Origin of the sequence: Aurantiacibacter sp. MUD11 (assembly GCF_026967575.1) — a bacterium.
Taxonomy (GTDB): domain Bacteria; phylum Pseudomonadota; class Alphaproteobacteria; order Sphingomonadales; family Sphingomonadaceae; genus Alteraurantiacibacter.
Genome location: NZ_CP114054.1, coordinates 224967 through 245056, shown reverse-complemented (window position 1 = coordinate 245056; position 20090 = coordinate 224967). Strand labels below are relative to the sequence as shown.

At 65.2% G+C, this 20090-nt stretch carries 22 protein-coding genes and 1 tRNA gene; 6 read left to right on the top strand and 17 right to left on the bottom strand.

Annotated elements, in window-relative coordinates:
* Nucleotides 1-6 precede the first annotated feature (6 nt).
* From prsR to OZN62_RS01210, 3 genes are read right to left on the bottom strand one after another with little or no spacing between them, the layout of a single operon-like run.
* Complete coding sequence (gene prsR, locus OZN62_RS01220) at nucleotides 7-1374, bottom strand: PEP-CTERM-box response regulator transcription factor (protein ID WP_269100835.1); 1368 nt, start codon at nucleotides 1372-1374, stop codon at nucleotides 7-9.
* A complete protein-coding gene (prsK, locus tag OZN62_RS01215; protein WP_269100834.1) occupies nucleotides 1374-3488 on the bottom strand; it encodes an XrtA/PEP-CTERM system histidine kinase PrsK in 2115 nt (704 codons plus the stop codon). The genes prsR and prsK overlap by 1 nt, the downstream gene beginning before the upstream one ends.
* Complete coding sequence (locus OZN62_RS01210) at nucleotides 3488-4873, bottom strand: TIGR03013 family XrtA/PEP-CTERM system glycosyltransferase (RefSeq protein ID WP_269100833.1); 1386 nt, start codon at nucleotides 4871-4873, stop codon at nucleotides 3488-3490. The genes prsK and OZN62_RS01210 overlap by 1 nt, the downstream gene beginning before the upstream one ends.
* 337 nt (nucleotides 4874-5210) lie before the next feature.
* Here OZN62_RS01210 and OZN62_RS01205 point away from each other — a divergent pair, with 337 nt between their 5' ends.
* Nucleotides 5211-5705 carry a hypothetical protein gene (locus OZN62_RS01205; RefSeq protein ID WP_269100832.1) on the top strand — a complete coding sequence of 165 codons (495 nt, stop codon included), beginning with the start codon at nucleotides 5211-5213 and terminating at the stop codon, nucleotides 5703-5705.
* A 21-nt stretch (nucleotides 5706-5726) separates the two neighbouring features.
* Here OZN62_RS01205 and OZN62_RS01200 read toward each other — a convergent pair whose 3' ends face one another.
* The 5 genes from OZN62_RS01200 to efp form a co-directional block, all read right to left on the bottom strand.
* Complete coding sequence (locus OZN62_RS01200; protein ID WP_269100831.1) at nucleotides 5727-7523, bottom strand: SLC13 family permease; 1797 nt, start codon at nucleotides 7521-7523, stop codon at nucleotides 5727-5729.
* Nucleotides 7524-7640: 117 nt separating this feature from the next.
* A tRNA-Leu gene (locus OZN62_RS01195) sits at nucleotides 7641-7725 on the bottom strand.
* Between the two features lie 143 nt (nucleotides 7726-7868).
* The gene (locus OZN62_RS01190) at nucleotides 7869-8687 is read right to left on the bottom strand and encodes an inositol monophosphatase family protein (RefSeq protein ID WP_269100830.1); all 819 of its coding nucleotides are present in this window, start codon (nucleotides 8685-8687) and stop codon (nucleotides 7869-7871) included.
* 13 nt (nucleotides 8688-8700) lie between these two features.
* Nucleotides 8701-9048 carry a hypothetical protein gene (locus tag OZN62_RS01185; RefSeq protein ID WP_269100828.1) on the bottom strand — a complete coding sequence of 116 codons (348 nt, stop codon included), beginning with the start codon at nucleotides 9046-9048 and terminating at the stop codon, nucleotides 8701-8703.
* 12 nt (nucleotides 9049-9060) lie between these two features.
* Entirely contained in the window at nucleotides 9061-9624 is a 564-nt protein-coding gene (efp, locus tag OZN62_RS01180) for an elongation factor P (RefSeq protein WP_269100827.1), read from the bottom strand.
* Between the two features lie 129 nt (nucleotides 9625-9753).
* Between efp and OZN62_RS01175 the strand changes: the two genes are divergently transcribed.
* Nucleotides 9754-10104, top strand: a complete 351-nt coding sequence (locus OZN62_RS01175) for an elongation factor P (protein ID WP_269100826.1) — start codon at nucleotides 9754-9756, stop codon at nucleotides 10102-10104.
* A 3-nt stretch (nucleotides 10105-10107) separates the two neighbouring features.
* Here the strand turns inward: OZN62_RS01175 and OZN62_RS01170 are convergent, their stop codons facing one another.
* The 8 genes from OZN62_RS01170 to tkt all read right to left on the bottom strand — a co-directional run bounded on the left by OZN62_RS01170 (nucleotide 10108) and on the right by tkt (nucleotide 17870).
* Nucleotides 10108-10785, bottom strand: coding sequence for a M23 family metallopeptidase (locus OZN62_RS01170; protein WP_269100825.1), 678 nt, complete (start codon nucleotides 10783-10785; stop codon nucleotides 10108-10110).
* Nucleotides 10786-10840: 55 nt separating this feature from the next.
* The gene (gene thiE, locus OZN62_RS01165) at nucleotides 10841-11473 is read right to left on the bottom strand and encodes a thiamine phosphate synthase (protein ID WP_269100824.1); all 633 of its coding nucleotides are present in this window, start codon (nucleotides 11471-11473) and stop codon (nucleotides 10841-10843) included.
* Between the two features lie 17 nt (nucleotides 11474-11490).
* Entirely contained in the window at nucleotides 11491-12372 is an 882-nt protein-coding gene (locus OZN62_RS01160; RefSeq protein ID WP_269100823.1) for a fructose bisphosphate aldolase, read from the bottom strand.
* A gap of 142 nt (nucleotides 12373-12514) precedes the next feature.
* Nucleotides 12515-13156 carry a 2OG-Fe(II) oxygenase family protein gene (locus tag OZN62_RS01155; protein WP_269100822.1) on the bottom strand — a complete coding sequence of 214 codons (642 nt, stop codon included), beginning with the start codon at nucleotides 13154-13156 and terminating at the stop codon, nucleotides 12515-12517.
* Entirely contained in the window at nucleotides 13153-13653 is a 501-nt protein-coding gene (locus OZN62_RS01150; RefSeq protein WP_269100821.1) for a GNAT family N-acetyltransferase, read from the bottom strand. The genes OZN62_RS01155 and OZN62_RS01150 overlap by 4 nt, the downstream gene beginning before the upstream one ends.
* The gene (locus OZN62_RS01145; RefSeq protein WP_269100819.1) at nucleotides 13650-14852 is read right to left on the bottom strand and encodes a phosphoglycerate kinase; all 1203 of its coding nucleotides are present in this window, start codon (nucleotides 14850-14852) and stop codon (nucleotides 13650-13652) included. Before OZN62_RS01145 ends, OZN62_RS01150 begins: the two co-directional genes overlap by 4 nt.
* Nucleotides 14853-14863: 11 nt before the next feature.
* Complete coding sequence (gene gap, locus OZN62_RS01140) at nucleotides 14864-15871, bottom strand: type I glyceraldehyde-3-phosphate dehydrogenase (protein WP_269100818.1); 1008 nt, start codon at nucleotides 15869-15871, stop codon at nucleotides 14864-14866.
* Nucleotides 15872-15887: 16 nt separating this feature from the next.
* On the bottom strand, nucleotides 15888-17870 hold the full coding sequence (tkt, locus tag OZN62_RS01135; RefSeq protein WP_269100817.1) for a transketolase: 1983 nt from the start codon (nucleotides 17868-17870) through the stop codon (nucleotides 15888-15890).
* 191 nt (nucleotides 17871-18061) lie between these two features.
* Between tkt and OZN62_RS01130 the strand changes: the two genes are divergently transcribed.
* From OZN62_RS01130 to OZN62_RS01115, 4 genes are all read left to right on the top strand, one after another.
* Nucleotides 18062-18271, top strand: a complete 210-nt coding sequence (locus OZN62_RS01130) for a hypothetical protein (RefSeq protein WP_269100816.1) — start codon at nucleotides 18062-18064, stop codon at nucleotides 18269-18271.
* On the top strand, nucleotides 18268-18600 hold the full coding sequence (locus OZN62_RS01125; RefSeq protein ID WP_269100815.1) for a cell division protein ZapA: 333 nt from the start codon (nucleotides 18268-18270) through the stop codon (nucleotides 18598-18600). Before OZN62_RS01130 ends, OZN62_RS01125 begins: the two co-directional genes overlap by 4 nt.
* 251 nt (nucleotides 18601-18851) lie before the next feature.
* Nucleotides 18852-19436 carry a 5-formyltetrahydrofolate cyclo-ligase gene (locus OZN62_RS01120; RefSeq protein WP_269100814.1) on the top strand — a complete coding sequence of 195 codons (585 nt, stop codon included), beginning with the start codon at nucleotides 18852-18854 and terminating at the stop codon, nucleotides 19434-19436.
* The gene (locus tag OZN62_RS01115) at nucleotides 19436-19651 is read left to right on the top strand and encodes a DUF2842 domain-containing protein (RefSeq protein ID WP_269100813.1); all 216 of its coding nucleotides are present in this window, start codon (nucleotides 19436-19438) and stop codon (nucleotides 19649-19651) included. The genes OZN62_RS01120 and OZN62_RS01115 overlap by 1 nt, the downstream gene beginning before the upstream one ends.
* Nucleotide 19652: 1 nt before the next feature.
* Here OZN62_RS01115 and OZN62_RS01110 read toward each other — a convergent pair whose 3' ends face one another.
* A complete protein-coding gene (locus OZN62_RS01110; RefSeq protein WP_269100812.1) occupies nucleotides 19653-20084 on the bottom strand; it encodes an acyl-CoA thioesterase in 432 nt (143 codons plus the stop codon).
* Nucleotides 20085-20090 lie beyond the last annotated feature (6 nt).

Genomic DNA, 20090 nt, shown 5'->3' with positions numbered 1-20090 from the left:
CCAGCGTCAGCTCTGCTGCAGGTCGTACTGCTTGAGCAGGTCGTACAGCGTCGGGCGGCTGATCCCCAGCATCTTGGCGGTGCTGGAAATGTTGCCTTCGGTCCGGGCCAGCGCATGGCGGATCACCTTGCGGTCGGACTGTTCGCGCGCGCTCTTCAGGTTGAGCACTTCGGGATCTTCCTCCTCGCTGTCGCCAAGATCGAGATCCTCCGCGCTCACCAGCTTGCCGTCGGCCATGATCACCGCCCGCTTCACGCGGTTCTCCAGCTCGCGCACGTTGCCGGGCCAGTTCCAGGCATCGATGGCAGCCAGCGCATCCGGCGCGAAGCCGGTGACGGAGGGGTTCATCTCCTCCGCAAAGCGCTTCAGGAACACCTTGGCGAGCAGCACGGCATCGCCGGGGCGCTCCGCCAGTGAAGGGATCTTCACCACCACTTCGGCCAGGCGATAGAACAGGTCTTCGCGGAAACGCCCGTCGGCGATCATGCCCTCCAGATCCTGGTGCGTGGCGCAGACAATGCGCGTGTCGACCGGGATGGAGCTGCGTCCGCCGATGCGTTCGATGGTACGTTCCTGCAGGAAGCGCAGCAGCTTCACCTGCAGGGGCAGCGGAATGTCGCCCACCTCGTCGAGAAACAGCGTACCGCCATCGGCCAGCTCGATCTTGCCCTCAGTGGTCTTCACCGCGCCGGTAAAGGCGCCCTTCTCGTGCCCGAACAGCTCGCTTTCGAGCAGGTTTTCGGGGATCGCCGCGCAGTTGATTGCAACGAAATTGCCGCCCTTGCGACTGCTTGCCTCGTGCACGCCACGCGCCAGCAGCTCCTTGCCGGTGCCGCTCGCACCCAGCAGCATGACGGAGACATTGGTATTCGCCACGCGCTCGATCGTACGCGCCACCTTCACCATCTCCGGCGCCGAGGTGATCAGCCCGCCCAGCACCGTATTGCCCTCGTCAGCCTTGTTGGCGAGGCGACGATTTTCCGCCTCGATGCGATGCAGGTTGAGCGCACGCCGCACGATCAGCCCGAGCTGCTCGATATCGACCGGCTTCTGGTAGAAATCGTAGGCCCCGCGCTCGATGGCATTGAGCGCGCTTTCGCGCGCGCCATGGCCCGATGCGACCACGACCTTGGTATCGGGCTTGAGCGCCATGATGGCATCGAGCACGGCGAAACCCTCGGTCGTGCCGTCAGGATCGGGCGGCAGGCCAAGGTCCAGCGTCACCACCGGCGGTTCTTCCGAGCGCAGCGCGGCAATGGCGCTCTCGCGGTCGCCCGCGATGATCACCTCGAAATCCTCGTAGGCCCATTTGAGCTGGGCCTGCAGACCCTCGTCGTCCTCGACGATGAGTAGCTTCGGTTTGCTCTCGGCCATCATAGCACCTCACTCGGTTCCTTGTTCTCGTTCATGGCATTGATCAGGCTCGCCCGCTCGCCCAGCGGCAGCCGTATTGAAAAGCGGGTGCCCAGCCCCTCGCGCGATTCCACGTCCAGCCGCCCGCCCATCGACCGCACCAGTTCGCGGGCCTCGAAAGCGCCGATGCCGAAGCCGCCCGGCTTGGACGAATGGAAAGGCTTGAACAGCCGGGTCCGGATGAATTCCGGGGACATGCCCTCGCCCGAATCCTGCACCTCGACGACGGCAGTGCCCGCCTCGCGGTGCAGGTCGAGGAAGACCGGAGACGTCTCGTTGCTGGCCTCCACCGCGTTGTGGATCAGGTGGACCAGGGCCTGTTCCAGCCCCTCGGCATCGGCCCGCACCTCGCAGGGCTCGCTTTGCAGGAAGATCACTTCGTGCTTGCCCTTGTACTGCTCGGCCACTCGCCGCAGCAGCGCTTCGAGGTCGATCAATTCGCGTTCCTTGCCTCCATGGCTGCCATAGCGTCCAAGTCGTGCCAGCAGGGCCTGCAACTTGTCCGTGGAGTTGCGCAGCGTAAGGATCATGTCAGCACGGAATTCCGGCTTCTCCGCATGCTTTTCGGCATTCTTGGCCAGCAGCGAAAGCTGGCTGGCAAGGTTCTTGATATCGTGCATGACGAAGGCGATGCGGCGATTGAATTCGTCGAACTGCTGCGCCTCGCCAAGGGCCAGCTGGCTCTGGCGCTCGGCCATGTAGCTGGCCAGCTGACGCCCGACGACTCGCAACAGGTCGAAGTCTTCCCAGTCGAGCTTGCGCGCGATGGCAGGCCGCGCCAGCACCACCACGCCCAGCAAGCGCTCGTAGTGCAACAGCGGGATCAGTGCCCAGCTGCGCTCGTCCTCAAGCAGCCACTTCGGCGCGGCAACTTCCGGCACGTCACGCTGCTCACCCGCGCGCAGCTCGTCGAGATCGACGATGAACTGGCTGTCGGCGAGAAATTTGGCGCCCAGCGTGTCGATCGCCTCTGCCGGAACCTCCAGCTCCGGCCACTGCCAGCGTGCCGCCAGCGCCAGCCCGCCTTCTTCGCGGGGCGTCAGCAGCAGCCCGGCGGGACTGTCGGTGATGTCGGCCACGGCCTGTACCGCGCGTTCGGGCAATGGCGGGGCCTGCGGGCCTGCACGGCCGATGGTGGCAGTGAAGCGCAGCCACTCTGCCCGATAGTCGTAGCGATGCTGGAACAGGTTCTTCGACAGTGTCACCCGCAGCCATCCGCGCAGCTTGGCGGATGGCAGCACGGTCAGCGCCACGACGCTGGCCAGCAGCACGAACCCGGTCTGTAGCATGCGCCCGTAATCGCTGCCGAAATAGGCAAGGCCCTGCGCGATCACCACCATCACCATCAGGTAGGCCCCGATCAGCAGCAGCGAGAAGGACTGGAAAGCAAAGCTGCGCGAAGGGCTGAGCCGCAGTTCGCTGTCATTGCGAAAGCTCCCGATCACGAGCAGGATGACTGCAACGCCCAGCGCCGCGATGCGCAGGCTGTCGAGCAGCGTCGGCAAGCCGTCGTCGAGATAGGCAATGGTGTAGAAGTTGAGATCGTAGAGCCACACCACGCCCAGTGCCGCAGCCGGCCAGCGCAGCCCCTGCCGCGCCTGCACCGCCGCGCCGGCATAGAGATTGTGCACCAGCACCAGCGCGCCGATGCAGAACAGCAGGCGGAAGGTTATCGCGAAGCGCACGACCAGGAGATCGATTTCCACCGGACCGCCGTACCGCAGCCGCACGCCCACCAGCGCGACCTGCATCAATTCCACGAAGCCGAGCGCGAATACCACCGGCCGGATCGGTCCAAGGTTCTTGTCGCGACCATCGTGCGCGAACAGGCGGTAAAGCATCCACAGCCAGGCCAGGTTGCTGACGATCAGGACCAGTTCGGTCACGACATTGCGCTCGCCCAGGCCAATCACCGCATAGCCCCACATGGCCGCGCCGAAGAGCGCCGCTGCACTGGCGCGGATGGCCGGTCCCTGCGCCCGCTCGCTGGTAACCAGCCACAACCCCAGCGCCACCGCGCCAGAGGCGATGACGAGATAGGCAATAAAGCCGACGATATCCCAACCCGTGGCCATCAGCGCGCCCCCTCGGGCCACAGCACGACGCGCAGCGTCTGCAGCATGATCAGCAGGTCCAGGAAGGGAGTGTAATTCTTGGCGTAGTAGAGGTCGTACTCCAGCTTCTGCCGGGCGTCCTCGATACTGGCGCCATAGGGATAGTTGATTTGCGCCCAGCCGGTGATCCCGGGCTTCACCATGTGCCGTTCGGCGTAATAGGGCAGCTTGTCTTCCAGGTCGTCGACGAACTGCGGCACTTCGGGACGGGGGCCGACAAAGCTCATGCGGCCGGTCAGCACAGTCCACACTTGCGGCAACTCATCAATCCGCACCTTGCGGATGAACGAGCCAATGCGGGTGATACGCGGATCGTCCTTGTCCGCCCACTTGGCCCCGTCCTTTTCGGCATCGGTGCGCATGGAACGCAACTTGATGATCTCGAAGGTCTGGCCATAGAGCCCGACACGCTTCTGGCGGAAGAAGGCCGGTCCCTTGCTGTCCAATTTCACCAGCAGCGCAAACACGGCGATCACCGGGAAGGTCACCAGCAGCAACAGACCGCTGGCGCAGATATCGAACGCCCGTTTCGCGAAGGAGGAAATCGCGCGACCCGAGGAAAACCCGTCGGAAAAGATCAGCCAGCTGGGATTGAGCGTGTCGAGGTCGACGCGTCCGGTCTCCCGCTCCAGGAAGCTGGAGAATTCGTTCACGTGGACGCCAGCGGTCTTCACCCGCAGCAAGTCCTTCAGCGGCAAGGCGTTGCGGCGCTCCTCCAGCGCCAGGACCACTTCGCTCGCGCCAAGGTTGGCGACATGGCCGGAAAGGTCGGCAATGGCAGAGCGCGGTACCGCTTCGGGGACCAGGGCATTGCTGCCGGTCATGTCGATGAAGCCGACCACCGCGAAACCGCTGCCGGGTTTGGCGGCAAGCTCCTTCAGTCGCTGCGCCCGCAGGCCCGCACCGAGCACGAGGATGCGGCGGCGGAAGGCCGTAGTGCCCAGCAGCCCACCGACGATGGCGCGGTTGAGCACCAGCAGGACGATGGCCAGCGCCATCGCGTAGAGTAGCGTGGAGCGCCAGTAGGTGTGCCCCGGCAGCACGAAGTCGAGCAGCGCCAATGCCAGGATCGCCAGGCTGATCGCCACCAGCAGCCGCGCGCAGGCAAAGCGCATCGAGCGCAGCGCATCGGGACCGTAGACGCCCACCGCGATCATCGCCGACAGCGTGGTCACGGCATAGCCGCCCAATGGGAGCAGGCGCTCGCCCAGCGTGCCCGGATCGGTGCCGATCTGTGCCGCGCGCAAGGTCCACGCGAGATCGGCCGCGATCAGCAGCAGGGCGAGGTCAAGCAGGCCCAGCAGCAGGACGGCATGCGGAATATAGTGCTTGAAGAGACGGACCATCGCTCCAACCGAACCACTCCGGAGGGATTTCCGGATGAGGTTCGGTTAACAGCGAGGTATGAACTGTCGGTAAACTTTACACCTCGGCGGGTGCAGAGTGTAAAATTGTTCGGAAATGCTCTCGGCGGTGTCCTGCGCGGCATCGCCCACCTGTCCGGCCGCCTCACACCCATGCTCTCGGCCGCATCGGCAACGGCATCATCCTTGGTAATCTCGGCACCCTCAACCTGGACGAAGCCCCGATAGTTCCACATAACATCCTGAAAAAAGGGGGATAATCGGCTGTTAACCATGTCGAGGTCCTGAGCCTTAACGCCTGCGGCCTAAGGGGCGCTTCATGGCCCGTATTTCGAAGCCCCCGGTACCTGCCAAGATGTACAAGCACTTCGCCGTCGTGACGGTGATGCTGACATTCATGATTGCCCTGTTCGCCGACGGCGAGACGCAGCAAACTATCGCGGAGCACCAGCGGCAGGCCGAACTACAGGCAGCCAGCCGGCAAGTCACGGCTCCCCCGACGCTGGCCAGGCGAGGCGAGCAAGTGGTGGGTTCGTTCGGTGACGAGGGCCTGGACGGCTTCGGCAACCCGACGGACGAGACGGGCGCAAGCGCTGGCACGACATTCACGCGCCAGTCTTCGCGCAATGATCGCCAGCTTTTGCCCAACATGACGCGCGAGGAAGTGGCCGCACTGAGCCAGGAGGAATACGAACGCCTGCGCGCCCTCTACGTTGCCGCGGGGGCAATCGAGGATATCGACCAGAGCGCGCACCTCAGCGCGGCAGAGGATGCTTCGGCCCGGCGCATGGGTCATCGCGGCAGCGACAGCTGATCGGATTGGCCGGCAGGCCGGCTACATCCCGTAGGAAACCGCCAGCAGGAAGCTGAGCGTGGTGACCATGATGATTACCAACGGCACGCCGGTCTTCACGTAGTCGCCGAAGGAATAGTCGCCCTCCGCCATGATCAGCATGTTGGTCTGGTAGGCGATCGGTGTGGCGTAGCAGAGGTTGCAGCCGAACAGCACTGCCAGGATCAGCGGTTCCTGCGGCAAGCCCAGTTCTGTCGCGATGGCAAAGGCAATGGGCGTGCCCACCGTCGCCGCCGTGGCGTTGGACGCGAAGTTCGTCAGCACGGTGACGAACAGCATGATGGCTGCCAGTACGCCCGCGGGCGGCAGGAATTGCAGGCCCAGCGCCAGCGCCTCGCCCAGCCAGGCAGCCGCGCCGCTGTCGAGCACGAAACGACCGATGGTGATGCTGGCAGCCACCAGCACGATCACCTGCCCCGACAGCGCGCGCCCGACGCGGTCGAACTTCACGCAGCCGGTCAGGAACATGACGATCGCCCCGGCAAGCGAGGCAATTGCGATCGGCAGCAGGCCGACGGACGCCATGCCGACCGAAACCGCCATGATCGTGGCGGCGAGCCAGGCCTTGGACCGGCGTGGGATCTCGCGCGCGCCTTCCAGCTGCAACAGGCTGTCCAGGCGGGCGAACTCGTCGATCTGCTTGCTCAGTCCGCGCACCAGCAGCACATCGCCTTCGCGGAAGCGGATGTCGCCGTACGGATCTTCCGGCTCATTATGCAGCAGCCGTTGCGGCCGATGGATACCGAGCACGGCAACGCCGTAGCGGTCGGCAATGCCCGAGGTCGGCAGCGTGCGACCGATCAGGCGCGAGTCGGCGGTGACCACCATCTCCACGACCTTGATGTCCTCGCGCTTCGCCTTTGCCTCACGATCGACCTGGTCAACCACCCAGCCCGGCGCGATCTGGCCCTGCAGCACACGGATGGCGTCTTCCAGCGCATCGTGCGTGCCTGACACGCGCAGCCGCTGGCCGGTTTCGAACGGACCAGCGGGACGCTCTTCAAAGCGGAAGTCGGCAGGCAGCATGTCGACCACCTCGTCGAAATGCTTGCCGATCAGGTTGCTGGTCGGCGGCACCCGCAGCCGGGTGTGGAACCAGCGCTGCGCAACGCTCGAATCCGGACTGTTGTCCTTCAGCATGCGCGGCATCACCAGCCAGATATAGGGCAAGGCGATCAGCGAAGCGGCCAGCACGATGGGCGTGAAGTGGAACACCCCCATCGGGCGCATGCCAAGGTCTACGGCGATCGACACGACGAGGATGTTGGTCGAAGTGCCGATGGTGGTGGCAAGCCCGCCCAGCAGCGAACTGGCATTGAGCGGCATCAGCGTCTTCGAAGCGGGCATGGCTCCGCGTGCAGCGAGCGTCACGAAGATCGGGATCAGCAGCACCAGCACGGGCGTGTTGTTGACGCCCATCGACAGAGCGAAGGCCAGTCCCAGCGACAGCAACAAGCCAAGCTGGAGGTTGATCTTGAAGATCCGCTGCAGGAAGCGGGCGGCGGGCTCCAGCGCGCCGGTCACCACCAGTCCCCTGCCCATCACCATCAGTGCGCAGATGGTGATCAGCGCGTAGTGGCCGAACCCGGAAAAGGCCAAGGCCAGCCCGTCCGTCGGCTGGGTATGCGGCATGGGATAGAAATACAGGCCGACCGCGATGATCGCGATGGTCAGCAGCGAAATGATTTCCACCGACATCCGCCCGCGAACGAACAGGAAGAAGACCACCACGGTCAGCACCATCGCCGCTATGGCATGGAAGGACGGTACGTCGATCATCTAGGCAAGTATCAGCATGGCGCGGGACGCTGCGCAAGCAATTCGCTTGCCAATGCGGCCAATGGATGAGTTGTCGGGTGGCCGGCGTAGGGTCGATGCGCAGTGCCGAATGCTGCCTGGTACCTCTGGCCGGACTCGAACCGGCACTTCCGAAGAAACTCGATTTTGAGTCGAGCGCGTCTACCAATTCCGCCACAGAGGCAGGCCAGACAGGGGTGCGCGCTTAGCGCCCATCGCGCGCTACGGCAAACCTTTATCCGCGCTACCGCTTCGCCACTTGAGCGCGAAGTTATCCGCGCTATCGCTTCACTACTTGAGCGCGAAGTTATCCGCGCTATCGCTTCACTACTTGAGCGCTTCGGCAATCTGCTTGTGCAGGCGCGAGTGGAGCTGGTCGTTCGCCGCGATCACCTGCGCATCGCAGATCGGCTGCGAACGGCCGCGATAGTCCGAAACGAAGCCGCCGGCCTCACGCACCAGCAGGCAGCCTGCGGCGGTATCCCAGGGCGACAGGTCGCTTTCCCAGAAGCCGTCGAAACGCCCGGCGGCAACCCATGCCATGTCGAGCGAAGCCGCACCGAAGCGACGGACGCCGGCGACATTCGGGCCGACGTGACCGTAGATCTTGCTCCACTCGGCGAAGTTGCCGTGCCCCTGGTAGGGCATGCCGGTGGCGATCAGCGATTCGCCCAGTTTGCGGCGCCCCGATACGCGCAGGCGCGCATCGTGCAGCCACGCGCCGCGGGATTTCTCGGCCCAGAAGGTCTCGTCCGTGATCGGCTGGTAGATGACGCCGGCGATCACATCGCCCCAGCCACCACCGCCGAGCTTGGGTTCCTGCACCGCGATCGAGATCGCGAAATGCGGAATGCCGTGGAGGAAATTGCTGGTGCCGTCGAGCGGGTCGACGATGAAGCGCGGCTGGTCGGGATCCATGTCGATTTCGCCCGACTCTTCCAGCAGGAATCCCCAATCGGGACGCGCCTGCTTGAGCTCGTCGTAGATGGTGCGCTCTGCCGCGCGGTCAGCCTTGGACACGAAATCGGACGGTCCCTTGTGGCTCACTTGCAGGTGTTCGACTTCGCCGAAGTCGCGACGCAACCGGCCACCCGCCTTGCGGGCAGCCTTTTCCATCACGCGGATAAGTCCGGAAATTGCAGCCAATGCCTTGTCTTTCTCAGTCGACAACGACGCGGATCGATTGCGCCGTCAATTCGATTTCACCCCAGCTGCTGTCGATGAAGGCATAATCGCCTTCGATCGTGGCAGACGAAACCGGGAACTTGTTGCCTGCGCCAGCCTTGGCCGATTCCGAGTTCTTGATCCGCAGGTCATCGACCTCGGAAAACTGGATGAAGCCGGGGCGCAAACCCCCGCTGGCTGCCGCTAATTCGTGGCGCGGATGACCGGGCAGAACGCTGAATTCCATCTCGAGCGTCACAGAGACGTCGTCGTAAATCACGTCGAGGACGAAACTGTCCTCGAGCGAGATGTTATCAAGCTTTGGATGCGACCCACCCGTCATTGCGTTCTCCCCTTAACTGGCCTTCCCCACGTAGGCCTGCTCGTAAACGTCTACCACGATACGCGTGCCGCTTTCGATATGCGGCGGCACCATGATGCGAACGCCATTGTCGAGCACGGCCGGCTTGTAGCTGGACGAGGCGGTCTGCCCCTTCACCACAGCGTCGGCCTCGACGATCTCGGCTTCGACCTGCTGCGGCAGCTGCACGCTGATGGGTTTTTCCTCCCACAGCTCCAGCTGTACCTGCATGCCATCCTGCAGGAACGGGCGAGCATCGCCCAGCAGGTCGGACGGCAGGTTGATCTGCTCGTAGGTGTCGGCGTCCATGAACACCAACATATCGCCATCCTCGTAAAGGAACTGATAGTCCTTTGTATCCAGACGAACTTTTTCGACAGTATCGGCACTGCGGAAGCGCACATTGGTCTTGCGACCGTCCATCAGGTTCTTCATTTCGACCTGCATGTAGGCGCCGCCCTTCCCGGGCTGGGTGTGCTGGATCTTCGCGACTTTCCAGATGCCGCCTTCATATTCGATGATGTTGCCGGGACGAATGTCCACGCCGCTGATCTTCATGGGGATTGCCTTAATGAGAATGAGTTGCGCGCGCCCTACAGCGAGACGCCAATTTCGGCAAGGCAAGAGCGTATCTCGCCCCTGCAGATATTCATGACGGGCTAAGCCACAGGTGCTAAAGGCCGCGCCATGTACAAGGTCGCCCTTACCCTCGCCGCTGCCACCAGTCTCGTGGCCACCAATGCCCAGGCACAGGGGCAGCTCGGCACTATCGAGCGCGGCACCTATGTCTGCGAACTGCCGGGCGATGCGGCCGGAGCGGTTGGGATCCCGCAACCTGACGAGGGCTTCACCATCGAAAGCGCGTCGCGATACTCCTCCCCGCAGGGTGACGGCACCTACCTGCGCCGTGGCGACCGGCTGATCATGACCAGCGGCCCACGCAATGGCGATGCCTACGAAGTGGTCGGGAACGGTTTCCTGCGCAAGCTCTCGAATGGCGAGCCGAGCCGACTGCGCTGCATTCGCAGCGGTCGTTGATTCCTAGCGCTGGCTGCGCACCAGCAGCGGATAGGGGTTGATCGAGGTCGACGGCTCCCACCATTCGGCATCCCCCGACGTCCGCATGATCTCGAAATGCAGGTGCGGCGCCGCAGGATCAGCGGCACCGCTTGAGCCGACCGTGCCCAGGCGCTGTCCGCGCCGGACCTGCTGGCCCTCGTTCAAGCCCGGCGCATATTCGTCGAGGTGGGCATAGTAGTAGATCGTCTCGCGATCCTCGGAGCGCACGTAGACCGTGTTGCCGCCCGTAGCCGACTGGAACATGCGTTCCACCGTACCGGGCGCCGCCGCGACCACCGATGTGCCTTCCGGCGCCATGATGTCGATCGCCTCGTGCAACCGCACCCCGCCGCCGCGCTCGTCGGTGAAGTTATCGACCAGGTCCGTCGCCGCAACATTGAGCACGGGGATCATCAGGCTGGCCGTCTGGTTTTCAGGCGGGGTGGAGACCTCCAGCCTTTCGGGAGCCGCGTCCCGCTCGGCCGTCGCCGCCTCGGTCGAGACTTCCGGCAAGGGGCTCTGCTTCAGCGCCAGCTGCTGCTCGATGCCCGCCGATTCCTGCCTGTCGAGCACGAAGGCGCCCGCGACGATCCAGCCCGCGGAGACGAGCGTGGCGGTGATCGCGGCCACCTGGACCTTTTCAACGAATGCACTTGCCATCGGCCTCGAAATTACACCTCGATTACGGTTCTGACCAGCCAACGGCTGGGAGCCGTCAGGTTTCCGAGCCGATCACCTCGGCGAAGGCCTTTATCGCTGCCACCTCGTCGCCTCCCCAGATCGCGTGCGACACTGCAAGGAAGTCGGCTCCGGCCTCGACCAGCGGCGCGCAATTATCCGGCGTGATTCCGCCAATGGCCACACAGGGAATTTCGAACAGGCTGGACCACCAGCTTAGCAGCGCCGGTTCCGGACGGTGTTCGCTGGCCTTGGTCTCGCTTGGGAAGAAGGCGCCGAAAGCGACGTAGTCCGCCCCGGCGTCGCCCGCTTCCATCGCCAGGTGGCGGCTGGCGTGGCAGGTGACACCGATCTGCACGTCGCGGCCGAGTTCCTCGCGCGCTTCGCGCACGTCGCCGTCGCTTTGGCCGAGGTGCACACCGTCTGCCTTCAGCCGCTTGGCCAGGGCGACACTGTCGTTGACGATGAAGCCGACATCGTGCGCGGCGCAGATTTCCTGCAGCGGCGCCGCCAGCCGTGCGGCCTCGTGCTGGTCGACATCCTTCACGCGGAACTGGAAGGCCGTCGCCAGCCCCATCCCTGCCGCCAACGCGCGGTCGAGCCGGTCAGGAAAATCACCGCCCACGTCGAGCGGCGAGATCAGGTAGAGCTGGCAGGTGGGTTCGGTCATGGTTGCGGAAGATTACCTCAGGCTACGCTGGCTGCGTGGATCTTGTCGATCGCCTGGCCCAGCGCAGCGTCGAATTCCGCATCGCTCTGGTCCACCCGCAGGTCCTGCAGGGTGGCGCGGCTGAAGCTGGCGATCATGCCGGGGTTCTTGGCCAGTTCGGCGCAAGCCTCGTCGGTGGTGTAGCCGCCCGACAGGGCCACCACACTCAGCACCATGGGATGGTCCACCAGCTCCTGGTAATGGCCCGGCTTCACCGGGATCGAGAGCTTGAGCATCACCGGGCTTTCCTGCGCATCGAGGTGCTTGAGGATTTCCGCCTTGAGGATGTCCTCACCCGCTTCGCGATCCTCGGCGGTGATGTCGAATTCGGGTTCCAGGATCGGCATCAGGCCGGCAGCGATGATGCGATTGCCCACCTCGAACTGCTGCGCGACGATGGCGGCGATGCCCTTGGCATTGGCGGACTTGATGACCGAGCGCATCTTGGTGCCGTACATGCCCTTGGCGACGGACTTCTCCAGCAGCGCATCCAGCTTGTCGAGCGGCTTCATCAGCTGCACTCCGTCAGCCTCTTCGGCCAGGCCCTGGTCCACCTTGATGAAGGGAGCGATGCCGCGTTCCTTCAGCGCCTCCGGAGCCGGTTTGCCATCGACGGCGCCGTCCATGGTCTTCTCGAACAGGATCGCGCCGATGACCTTGCCGTTACCGAAGCAGGGCGAGGTGATCACCCGGCTGCGCATCTTGTGGATCTCGGCGAACATCTCGTCATCGCCCGACCACTGATCGTCGCTGATGCCGTAGCCGCGGAGCGCCTTCGGAGTGGATCCGCCCGACTGGTCGAGAGCGGCGATGAAGCCGTTTCCGGCGGCGAACTTGGCGGCAAAATCCTGGGTGGTCATCGGAAGCTCCTCAACTCCGTGGCGGGCTGACGCTGGCTCCTATGCTGCGCTGCGAGGGAGTGCAAGTTGAGGAAATACATCCGTGCACAAGCATTGCAGGAGCAGGTGCCGCAAGCACGGCTGGCACCCTGTAGGAAACCCCCTAGTGCGGCTTTTTCAGCGCCGGGATCAGGTTGATGGCGATGGAAATGCGCGTCCCCTCCCCGTGGAACGGCCGCACGGCATGTTGCAGCCACGAGGGGAACATCACGATCATGCCCGTGCGCGGACGGATCGACACCTCGCTGGGCATCGGCTGGCCGCTGCCGTCGCGCAGGCGCAGGTCGGGCGCGGTCATGCGGATCATCGGCATGCGCGGATCGAGCAGTTGCAGCTCCCCGCCCAGCGCCGGATCGTCGTCCCCCTCGTAGCCATCGTCGACATAGGCGACCGCGGACCAGAAGCTGCCCGGATGGGTGTGATACTGGTTGGCGTGGCCCTTGCGGTTCACATTGGCCCACAGTTCGGGGATCCAGCCGAACCGGCTGCCTTCCGGGCTCTTGGCGTCGACCGTCTGCTCATCGGCCATGGTCATGGCCTTGAACACCAGCGCCTTGGCTGCCTCCCCACCCCAGTCGAGCATGCGGGTGTTGGAATGCCAGCCGCCGATATTGCTGACCGAAATGCCGGCCGTATCGCGCACCCTTTCCGCCTCGATGGCCTGGCGCAAGGCGGCAATGCCGGCCTCGCTCTGCAACTGGTCGATGACGAAGGGGGTCGAGAAGAGCTGTCTGGTGTCGGTCATGTTGCGGCGATGATAGTCGCAAGGTCGGGGAAGTCGATACGCAGGTTGGGCAGCATGGAACCGCCGACCAGCTTTTCCTTCACGCCGCCCGGAATGCCGCCCAGCCGCTGGTAGAAGGCAATCGCCCGCGCGTTGGTGGTGAGCACGTCGAGATAGGCGCCCTGCCGCCCCTGCTCGCGGAAATGGCGGGCGGCAGTCGCCATCAGCTGGGCACCCACGCCGCCGGACCGGTGGCCGGGCCGCACGTGCAGCGTGTTGATGAACACCGGCTCTCCATCGCGGGCGAAGAGGAAGCCGACAGCCTCGCCCTGCTCCTCCGCCAGCAGCAGCAGGTCCTGCTCGCCGATCTCGACCTGCGCCCAGTGCGCGCCGAGCCGCTGGTGGATTTCGCCGAGGAACTCCTCCGACAGCAACTCGCGATAGCTGTCCAGCCAGCTGGCCGCGTGCAGTTCAGCGATGGCCGTCCGGTCTGCATCGACCGCGCGGCGTATGCTCACGCGGAAAGTGCCGCCACGCCCGGAAGCTCCTTGCCTTCCATCCATTCGAGGAAGGCACCGCCCGCGGTGGAGATGTAGGTGACATCGTCGGCAACACCGGCATGGGCCAGCGCCGCCACCGTGTCGCCGCCACCGGCGACCGAGGTGAGCGAGCCGTCCTGCGTCAATGCCGCAGCCGTCCGCGCCAGCGCCACCGTCGCTTCGTCGAAGGGCGGCGTTTCGAAGGCACCCAGCGGGCCGTTCCAGACGACCGTACGGCAGGTTTTGAGGACGTCGCCCAGCGCCTCGACCGCCTGCGGGCCGACGTCGAGGATCATCTCGTCAGCGGCCACTTCGTGCACGTTGCAGGTGCGCAGGCTTGGCGGATTGGCGGCAAATTCCTTCGCCACCACGACGTCATAGGGCAGGTGCACGGTGCAATCGGCCTTGTCGGCGGCATCGAGGATGGCGCGCGCCGTATCGGTCAGGTCGTGCTCGCACAGGCTCTTGCCCACATCCACGCCGTTGGCGGCGAGGAAGGTGTTGGCCATGCCGCCACCGATGATCAGGTGCTGCACCTTGGTGACGAGGTTTTCGAGCACGGCCAGCTTGGTGCTGACCTTGGCACCGCCCACCACGGCGGCGACCGGCGGGTTGGGCGTGCCCAGCGCCGCGTCGAGCGCTTCCAGTTCCTTCTGCATGGCGCGCCCGGCATAGGCCGGCAGCAGGTGCGCCAGCCCCTCGGTCGTGGCATGGGCGCGGTGCGCGGCGGAGAAGGCATCGTTGACGTAGAAATCGCCGTTGGCGGCAATCGCCTTGGCGAATTCGGGATCGTTGGCTTCCTCGCCCGGCCAGAAGCGGGTGTTTTCCATCAGGCCGATATCGCCGGGGCCAAGGATATCCACCGCTTGCGCGGCGACCGGACCGGCCACCTCGGGGATGAACATCACTTCCTTGTCCAGCACCTCTTCGATGGCGCCCTGCACATAGCTCATCGACAGGGTCGAGTGACGCTCCCCCTTGGGCCGCCCGAAATGGGCGAGCAGCAGCACCTTCGCGCCGCGCCCGGCCAGTTCGAGGATGGTCGGGGCGACGGCGCGGGCGCGGGTCAGGTCGGTCGCCCGCCCTTCGGCCATCGGCAGGTTGAGATCGACGCGCACGAGCGCACGCTTGCCGGAGAGGTCCTCCGGCAAGTCGTCGAGGGTCTTGAAATCGGCCATGCCGGCCTCCCTTAGAGGAACTTCGCCATCACTCCGGCGGTGTCGATCATGCGGTTGGAGAAGCCCCACTCGTTGTCGTACCAGCTCACCACGCGGGCCAGCTTGCCTTCGAGCACGGCGGTTTCCAGGCTGTCGACGGTGGAGGATGCCGGGTGGTGGTTGAAGTCGCTGCTGACCAGCGGCTTGTCCGTGTAGTCCAGCACGCCCTTCATCGGGCCTTCGGCGGCGGCCTTCAGCGCTTCGTTCATCTCCTCGGCGGTGGTGTCGCGCTTGGGCTGGAACACCAGGTCGATCAGCGAGACGTTCGGCGTCGGCACGCGGACCGAGGAACCGTCCAGCTTGCCGGCCAGTTCGGGCAGCACCAGGCCGACGGCGCGGGCGGCGCCGGTGGTGGTCGGGATCATGTTCTGCGCACCGCCACGGGCACGGCGCATGTCGCTGTGCATCTGGTCGAGCATGCGCTGGTCGTTGGTGTAGCTGTGGATCGTGGTCATGAAGCCGCGCTCGATACCCACGGTATCGTGCAGCACCTTGGCGACCGGCGACAGGCAGTTGGTGGTGCAGCTGGCGTTGGAAACGATCACGTCCTCGGCGGTCAGCACGTCGTGGTTCACGCCGTAGACGACGGTGGCGGAAACGTTCTTGGCCGGGGCCGAGATCAGCACGCGCTTGGCGCCGGCGTCGAGGTGCGGCTTGGATGCCTCGTGGCTCTGGAAGAAGCCGGTGCACTCCAGCACGATGTCGACGCCCATCTCGCCGTGCGGCAGGTTGCCGGGGTCGCGCTCGCTGGTGACGGCGATGCGCTTGCCGTTCACCACCAGGTCGCTGCCGTCCACTTCCACCGTGCCGGGGAAGCGACCGTGCGTGCTGTCGAAACCGAACAGCAGGGCGTTGGCGTTGGTGTCGGCCAGATCGTTGATCGCCACGAGTTCGAAATCGTGATCGTCACGCTCCAGCAGGGCGCGCGCAACAAGTCGGCCGATACGTCCGAAACCGTTGATCGAAACCTTGGTCGCCATTGTCTAAAACTCCTGCTTAGTCGTTCAATTTGTTGATGATTGCCGGGACGATGGCATCGGCGGTGAGGCCGAACTTCTTGAACAGCTCGCCCGCCGGGGCGGAGGCGCCGAAGCGGTCGAGCCCGAAGTTGAGGCCATCGGTGCCGGTGTAGCGTTCCCAGCCGAAGGTGGTGCCCGCCTCGATGCTGACCTTCAGCGCGTCGGCCGGCAGGATATCGGCGCGATAGGCCGCGTCCTGCTCGTCGAACAGCTCGGTGCAGACCATCGACACGACGTCCGCGCCCACGCCTTCCTTCTCCAGCCGCTCGGCGCAGTCGAGCGCCAGCGAGACTTCGGAACCGGTGGCGACCAGCACCACGCGGCGCTTGTTGCCGGCGCGCTTCAGGCGATAGCCGCCATGCGCGCACATGTCGGTCTCGTCGGGCGCGTTGCGGACCTGCGGCAGGCCCTGGCGGCTGAGCGCGATGACCGAGGGACGATCCGGCTGGGCGATGGCAAGCTGCCAGCACTCGGCCGTCTCGACCCGGTCGGCGGGGCGCATCACCAGCAGGTTGGGCATGGCGCGCAGGGACTGCAGGTGCTCCACCGGCTGGTGGGTCGGGCCGTCTTCGCCCAGGCCGATGCTGTCATGCGTCATCACGTAGATCACGCGGACCTGCTGCAAGGCCGACAGGCGGATCGCGCCGCGGGCGTAGTCGGTGAAGATCAGGAAGGTGCCGCCATAGGGGATCACGCCCCCGTGCAGCGCCATGCCGTTCATCGCCGCCGACATGCCGAATTCGCGGATGCCGTAATAGACGTAGCGGCCGGAATAATCGTCCGCGCTGAAGGGGCCGATGCCGCCCGCCTTGGTGTTGTTCGAACCGGTCAGGTCGGCGCTGCCGCCCAGCAGTTCGGGAACCAGCGGGTTGAGCACGTCGAGCGCGTTCTCGCTGGCCTTGCGGGTGGCGACCTTCTCGGCGCTCTCCAGCCACTTGTGGAAGGCCTTGGCGACCTTGTCGCCCGACGGCAGTTCACCTGCCATGCGGCGCGAGAATTCGGCCTTGTCGGCGGACGCGTCGAAGCGGGTCTGCCATTCGGCGCGCGCGGTGGCGCCGCGGGTGCCGGTTGCCAGCCAGTTGGCGCGAATGTCGTCCGGCACGACGAAGGGCGGGTGGTCCCAGCCCAGCGTATTGCGGGCGGCGGCGACCTCGTCCTCGCCCAGCGGCGACCCGTGGGTGGCGCTGGTGCCCTGCTTGTTGGGCGCGCCCTTGCCGATGACGGTGGTGCAACGGACCAGCGTCGGCTTGTCCGTTTCGGCCACGGCCTCGTTCAGCGCGCGGCGAATGTCGGCATAGTCATGTCCGTCGCAGGCGACGACGTGCCAGCCGGTCGCCTCGTAGCGCGCCGGAATGTCTTCGGAAGAGGACAGCGAGACCTTGCCGTCGATGGTGATGTCGTTGTCGTCCCACAGCACGATCAGGCGGCCCAGCTTCAGGTGCCCGGCAAGGCCGATCGCCTCGTGGTTCACGCCTTCCATCAGGCAACCGTCGCCGGCGATCACCCAGGTGCGATGGTCGACCAGGTCATCCCCGAAGGTGGCATTGAGGTGGCGTTCCGCCATGGCCATGCCCACGGCCATGGCCAGGCCTTGGCCCAGCGGGCCGGTGGTGGCTTCGACGCCCGGCAGCAGGAAGTTTTCCGGGTGGCCGGCACAGGGGCTGCCGAGCTGGCGGAAGTTCTTGATGTCTTCCAGCGTCGGCGCTTCGTAGCCCGACAGGTGCAGCAGCGAGTAGATCAACATCGAGCCGTGGCCCGCGCTCAGCACGAAGCGGTCGCGGTCGGCCCAGTCGGGCGCCTTGGGGTCGAACTTGAGGAAGTCGCTCCACAGCACGGTGGCCACGTCGGCCATGCCCATCGGCATGCCGGGGTGCCCCGAATTTGCAGCCTGCACCGCGTCCATCGAAAGGGCGCGGACGGCATTGGCCATGTTGGTGAAACGGGCGGTGTCGTCGCTCATGCGTATCGCTCCATTGGCACCCCGCTCCGTCGCAGGGCGATTCGGTTGTGGGCTGTGTGGTGGGGGCAGGCCCTAAGGTCAAGCAAGACCCCCTTGCTCGGCCAAAAGGCGCAATAACCCGGCCGAGAGTTATTCACAGCTTGGGGGCGCAAACCTTTGCCGTCCCCCGATTTGCGGGTAATTCCTCGGAAATGGAGGGTGAGCGCACCGCGCGGGCAATGGCCCGGATCGAAGCGGCCTCGGCACGGATCGAGGCGGCCGTGCGTCAGCGCGCGGCATCCGCCGTGTCCGCCACCCCTGCTTCGGACCCCGAATTGCAGCGCCGTTTCGACCACCTGCAGCAGGAAGCCCGCGTCGCGCTGGAACAGATCGACCAGCTGATCGAGGAGCTGGAGGGATGAGCAGCAACGTCACCCTGCAGATCGCCGGACGCCGCTACACCATCGCCTGCGCGCCGGGCGAGGAAGCCCATATCGAGCAGCTGGGCGCATCGATCGATGCCAAGCTGGCGGCGCTGGACAGCCTGGCCGGCCAGTCACCCGAACGCACCCTGCTCTACGCCTCGCTGCTGCTGGCGGACGAGCTGCACGAGGCCAAGGCCAGCCAGCCCGCACCGGCGCCCGCGCCTGCCGCCGCCAATGACGACAAAAGCGCCGAAGCGCTCGAAAACCTCGCCGACCGGCTGGAATCGCTCGCATCGCAGCTTGAGAGTGGCGCGGACAACACCTAGATAGCCCCTTGGCGGGACTGCCCGGCACGAGCCGTTTGTGAATATCCCTGAGGCTATAAGCAATCCAAGGGAGCTGTCCCTGCCCGGCCCACCGGTTCGGCCGTGGGGTCGGTGCATTACGGCGCCCACCTGACGTTTAGGCGTCAGAGGATTTCCCGGAAAACGACCCATGGTGGTTCCGCCACTCCTTACTTGATGCGCTACCGCTGCGCTGCTTGAGCGCGGGCACAGGTTCCGATACCGGAGCGAGCGTGACTGACATTACCCAACAGAAAGCCGCCATCCGCAAGGCGCTGCGCAAGGCGCGGGGCGAACACGCTGCGAACCTGCCGGCAGAGGTGAGCGCACTGGTGTTCCGCGCCCCGCCCGCACCCGTGCGCGAACTGGTGCCCGAAGGGGCCGTCATCGGCCTCTACCGCGCCGACACCGGCGAAGCGCCTGCCGGCAGCTATGCCCGGCACTTCATGGAAGCGGGCCACACCATCGCCCTGCCCCGGATCGAGGGGCTGGATTCCCCGATGACCTTCCATGTCCACACCGATCCCTACGGCGAGGGTGATCTGGTCGAAGGGCCGATGGGCCTGATGCAACCTGCGGCCAGCGCCGAACAGGTCATTCCGGACGTATTGTTCATGCCGCTGGTCGGCTTTACCCAAAGCGGCGACCGCATCGGCCAGGGCGGCGGTTTCTACGACCGCTGGCTGGAAGCCCATCCCGATACGCTGGCCTTCGGCCTCGCCTGGGACGTGCAGCTGGTGGAAGAACTGCCGGTAGAGGACCATGACATGCCGCTGACCGCCATCATCACCCCCACCCGCATCTACGGGCCGTTCTGATGCGCACCGAGCCGACCTGGCGCATACCCGTGGGCATCCTGGCGCTGGTGGCGGCGCTGATCGTCTATGCCGTGGTGATCGCGCGTTATGCCCCTTCGGTGATCGGCGAATGGCCGGTCTGGGCGCAGACGCTGGTCTACATCCTGCTGGGCGTGATCTGGATCCGCCCGTTGCGACGCTTCCTCATCTGGATGGAAACCGGCCGCTGGGGCTGAGCTAGGACAGGCTGCTCAGCACTTCCCGCCAGTCTGCGGGCAGCGGCACCGGGCGGCGCGTGTCCCTGTCCACGTAGACATGGATGAAGTGCCCTTCGGCGGCAGCTTCATCGCTACCCTGCGCAAAGATGCCGACCTCGTAGCGCACGCTGGAGGTGCCCAGCTTGGCCACCCGCACCCCGGCCTCGACCACCTGCGGGAAAGCTAGCGGCGCGAAGTACCGGCAAGAGGTTTCCACCACGAGGCCGATCATCCCGCCATGCTCGATGTCCAGCAGTCCGCGCTCCACCAGTTCGGCGTTCACCGCCGTGTCGAACCAGGCGTAATAGGTCACGTTGTTGACGTGGCCGTAGACGTCGTTGTCCGCCCAGCGCGTGGGGATCTCGCGCCAGGCGCGGTAGGCGCTGCGCGGACGGGCTGGATCGCGGCTCATCTCTTC

Excerpts from the sequence above, each read along its gene's own strand:
- prsK (WP_269100834.1), bottom strand. The coding sequence starts at position 3,488 with ATGGCCACGGGTTGGGATATCGTCGGCTTTATTGCCTATCTCGTCATC.
- OZN62_RS01200 (WP_269100831.1), bottom strand. The coding sequence starts at position 7,523 with ATGATCGACGTACCGTCCTTCCATGCCATAGCGGCGATGGTGCTGACC.
- OZN62_RS01145 (WP_269100819.1), bottom strand. The coding sequence starts at position 14,852 with ATGGCCGATTTCAAGACCCTCGACGACTTGCCGGAGGACCTCTCCGGC.
- OZN62_RS01110 (WP_269100812.1), bottom strand. The coding sequence starts at position 20,084 with ATGAGCCGCGATCCAGCCCGTCCGCGCAGCGCCTACCGCGCCTGGCGC.
- gap (WP_269100818.1), bottom strand. The coding sequence starts at position 15,871 with ATGGCGACCAAGGTTTCGATCAACGGTTTCGGACGTATCGGCCGACTT.
- prsR (WP_269100835.1), bottom strand. The coding sequence starts at position 1,374 with ATGGCCGAGAGCAAACCGAAGCTACTCATCGTCGAGGACGACGAGGGT.
- thiE (WP_269100824.1), bottom strand. The coding sequence starts at position 11,473 with ATGACCGAACCCACCTGCCAGCTCTACCTGATCTCGCCGCTCGACGTG.
- OZN62_RS01155 (WP_269100822.1), bottom strand. The coding sequence starts at position 13,156 with ATGACCGACACCAGACAGCTCTTCTCGACCCCCTTCGTCATCGACCAG.
- OZN62_RS01210 (WP_269100833.1), bottom strand. The coding sequence starts at position 4,873 with ATGGTCCGTCTCTTCAAGCACTATATTCCGCATGCCGTCCTGCTGCTG.
- OZN62_RS01185 (WP_269100828.1), bottom strand. The coding sequence starts at position 9,048 with ATGACGGGTGGGTCGCATCCAAAGCTTGATAACATCTCGCTCGAGGAC.
- OZN62_RS01205 (WP_269100832.1), top strand. The coding sequence starts at position 5,211 with ATGGCCCGTATTTCGAAGCCCCCGGTACCTGCCAAGATGTACAAGCAC.
- tkt (WP_269100817.1), bottom strand. The coding sequence starts at position 17,870 with ATGAGCGACGACACCGCCCGTTTCACCAACATGGCCAATGCCGTCCGC.
- OZN62_RS01125 (WP_269100815.1), top strand. The coding sequence starts at position 18,268 with ATGAGCAGCAACGTCACCCTGCAGATCGCCGGACGCCGCTACACCATC.
- OZN62_RS01160 (WP_269100823.1), bottom strand. The coding sequence starts at position 12,372 with ATGACCACCCAGGATTTTGCCGCCAAGTTCGCCGCCGGAAACGGCTTC.
- efp (WP_269100827.1), bottom strand. The coding sequence starts at position 9,624 with ATGAAGATCAGCGGCGTGGACATTCGTCCCGGCAACATCATCGAATAT.
- OZN62_RS01115 (WP_269100813.1), top strand. The coding sequence starts at position 19,436 with ATGCGCACCGAGCCGACCTGGCGCATACCCGTGGGCATCCTGGCGCTG.
- OZN62_RS01175 (WP_269100826.1), top strand. The coding sequence starts at position 9,754 with ATGTACAAGGTCGCCCTTACCCTCGCCGCTGCCACCAGTCTCGTGGCC.
- OZN62_RS01130 (WP_269100816.1), top strand. The coding sequence starts at position 18,062 with ATGGAGGGTGAGCGCACCGCGCGGGCAATGGCCCGGATCGAAGCGGCC.
- OZN62_RS01170 (WP_269100825.1), bottom strand. The coding sequence starts at position 10,785 with ATGGCAAGTGCATTCGTTGAAAAGGTCCAGGTGGCCGCGATCACCGCC.